The sequence below is a fragment of the Micromonospora maritima genome, from assembly GCF_902825405.1.
GTDB lineage: Bacteria > Actinomycetota > Actinomycetes > Mycobacteriales > Micromonosporaceae > Micromonospora > Micromonospora maritima.
This window is the reverse complement of the sequence record NZ_CADEAU010000623.1, coordinates 1-2,772: the sequence shown is the minus strand read 5'-3', so window position 1 is coordinate 2,772 and position 2,772 is coordinate 1. Positions and strand designations below refer to the sequence as shown.

Sequence of the window (2,772 nt, the reverse complement as noted above, 5' to 3'; positions counted from 1 at the left end):
CGACGCTCTTCCGATCTCGGTCCGGGGCGGGTGGGTGCCGCGGCCGGCGGCCAGGGCGCGTCCGCGTCCGGCACCACCACCGAGCGCTGAGGCCGGGGGAGGTCGACGATGGGCGCCGGGCACGCGCACGTGCTCTACCGCGAGTCCGGCTCGCCGGTGCACCGCCTCCCGCCGGAGGTGAAGATCACCGCCATGGTGCTGTTCACCGTGGCGGTGGTCGCCACCCCGCGCGAGGCGTACTGGGCCTTCGGCGGGTACGCGCTGCTGGTCGCCGTGGTGGCCGCGCTGGCCCGGGTCGGTCCGCGCTGGCTGCTCGGCCGCGCGTTGATCGAGCTGCCGTTCGTGCTGTTCGCGTTCGCGCTGCCGTTCCTCGGCACGGGGGAGCGGGTCGAGGTGGCCGGGCTCGCCCTGTCCGTCGACGGGCTGCACGGCGCGTTCAACATCCTGGCCAAGGGCACGCTCGGCGTTCTCGCCTCGCTCCTGCTGGCGGCGACGACGACGACCCGTGACCTGATCCTGGGCCTGGACCGGCTGCGCTGCCCGCAGATCCTCACCCAGATCGCCGCGTTCATGCTGCGCTACCTGGAGGTGCTGGTCGGGGAGGCCCGGCGGATGCGGGTGGCGCGGGTGTCGCGGGGCGACGACCCACGCTTCCTGTGGCAGTTGCGCGGCTTCGCGGCCGGGGTCGGCGCGCTGTTCCTGCGGGCCTTCGAGCGGGGCGAGCGGGTCTACCTGGCGATGGTGTCCCGCGGCTACACCGGCCGGATGCCGGCGGTCTGGCAGGGGGCCGGGGCGGCCACCGCCGGGCAGTGGGCGGTCGCGGCGACGGTGCCGGTGATCGCGGCCTCCATCGCCGCCACCGCGCTCGTCCTGCAATGATCGGGTACGTGCAGCAGCCGCCCTCCCTGGACGTCCGTGGCGTCCGGTACGCGTACCCGGACGGTCACGTCGCCCTGGACGGGGTGGACCTGACCGTGCCGCGCGGTGACCGGGTGGCGCTGCTCGGACCGAACGGCGCCGGCAAGACGACGCTGGTGCTGCACCTCAACGGCATCCTCACCCCGACCGGGGGCACGGTGAGCGTCGGCGGTCTGACGGTGAGCCGGGACCGGGACACGCTTGCCGAGGTCCGCCGCCGGGTCGGCATCGTGTTCCAGGACCCGGACGACCAGCTCTTCCTGCCCACGGTGGCGGAGGACGTCGCGTTCGGTCCGGCCAACCTGGGTCTGCGCGGGTCCGAGCTGGCGGAACGGGTCGACGAGGCGCTCGCGGCGGTGGGCATGGCCGAGCACCGGGACCGGGCGCCGCACCACCTGTCGTTCGGGCAGCGGCGCCGGGTGGCGGTGGCCACCGTGCTGGCCATGCGCCCGGAGATCCTGGTGCTGGACGAGCCGTCGTCCAACCTCGACCCGGCGGCCCGCCGGGAGCTGGCCGAGATCCTCCGCGCCCTGCCGGTGACCCTGCTCATGGTCACCCACGACCTGCCGTACGCGGCCGAGCTGTGCCCCCGCGCGGTGATCCTGGACGGCGGCCGCATCGTCGCCGACGCCCCCACCCCAGACCTCCTCGTCGACGAAACGCTGCTGTCCGCACACCGCCTCGAACTCCCCTACGGCTTCACCCCCACGTCCCCCCGCTCACCCTGACCCCTCGCCCTGACTCGGCGATCTTGCACTTCGGGCCCCGCCAAAACGGAACAGAAGCCGCACTTGTGGGGCCGTAACTGCAAGATCGCCGCCGCGAGGGCCGCGAGGGCCGCGAGGGTGGGGACGGTCAGGGGGTGGGGGTCAGGTGGGGGTGGGGGGTGGTGCGGGCGGCGGTGCGGAGGCGGAGCAGGCCGGCGGCGATCGCGCCGGCGCCCGTGGCCAGGGCCAGGGTGACCAGGACGCGGGTGAGAGCGGGTGGGCCGGCGGCCGGGGGGACCGAGCGGGACAGCACGGCCAGGTTCGACGCCCCGGCGAACAGGGTGAGGCACGCGCCGGCCAGCGCCAGCGTGAAGTCGGCGGCCGGTCGGCGGGCCAGCGCGTAGGCCCCGGCGGCGATCGCGCCGAGCCCGGTGAGCAGCGTCCACGTCTGACCGGTGACCAGCTCGGTGAGCAGGCCACCCACCCCGGGACCGCCGGTGTCGACGGCCCGGCCGACGGTGAGCGCCACGGCCGCTACTCCGCCCAGCGCGAGCAGGGCGCCGACCGCGCGCAGCGCGCGTACGCCGGCGGTCGTGCCGCCGGGCACCAGCCCGGCCGCGCCGATCACCAGGAAGCCGAGGGTGGCGGCGACCCACCAGGGGTACGGGTCGGGCGGCGGCACCCAGTCCAGCGTGCCGCGTACCTCGATCGGGTCGGTCCCGGCGCGCAGCGGCACCACCCAGTCGCGGACCCGCTGCTCCCGGTCGGGGGCGGCGGCGACGGCGGCGGGTGGGGCGTCCTCGCGCCACAGCGTGCGTTGGTCGTGCCAGCGGGCGGTGGACCCGGCGTCGATCCGCCGCCAGTCCGGCGGGGCGGCCGGGTCCGCCTCGGCCGGCAGCCGGGTCTCCCCGGCCAGCGTGCGGTTCAGCCAGGTGGCCGGCGAGCGCCTGTTCTCGAACACGCCCTCGGGGCCGATCCGCAGGTAGGGCTCGCCGGAGTAGCCGAGCACCGTCACCTCGGCGCCGGTGCGGTTGGTCAGCTCCAGCCGCGCGCCCGCCTCGACCATCCGCGCGGTCAGCCCGGGCCGGTCCGGGCCGACGCCGGTGACCGCGCCCCGGTAGTCGGTGCCGTCGGGGGCGTCCGCGCC

The 2,772-nt window shown here is 76.2% G+C and carries 3 protein-coding genes; 2 read left to right on the top strand and 1 reads right to left on the bottom strand.

The features are described from left to right. The first annotated feature begins 108 nt into the window (after positions 1-108). Together cbiQ and HUW36_RS30090 are read left to right on the top strand one after the other, a co-directional pair. Entirely contained in the window at positions 109-879 is a 771-nt protein-coding gene (cbiQ, locus tag HUW36_RS30095; protein ID WP_174531185.1) for a cobalt ECF transporter T component CbiQ, read from the top strand. Next, positions 876-1,646 carry an energy-coupling factor ABC transporter ATP-binding protein gene (locus HUW36_RS30090; protein WP_174531184.1) on the top strand — a complete coding sequence of 257 codons (771 nt, stop codon included), beginning with the start codon at positions 876-878 and terminating at the stop codon, positions 1,644-1,646. The genes cbiQ and HUW36_RS30090 overlap by 4 nt, the downstream gene beginning before the upstream one ends. Positions 1,647-1,773: 127 nt before the next feature. Here the strand turns inward: HUW36_RS30090 and HUW36_RS30085 are convergent. Continuing rightward, on the bottom strand, positions 1,774-2,772 hold a 999-nt coding region (locus tag HUW36_RS30085), incomplete at its 5' end, for a hypothetical protein (RefSeq protein ID WP_174531183.1).

Coding starts and splice junctions, on each gene's coding strand:
- cbiQ (WP_174531185.1), top strand. CDS start 109: ATGGGCGCCGGGCACGCGCACGTGCTCTACCGCGAGTCCGGCTCGCCG.
- HUW36_RS30090 (WP_174531184.1), top strand. CDS start 876: ATGATCGGGTACGTGCAGCAGCCGCCCTCCCTGGACGTCCGTGGCGTC.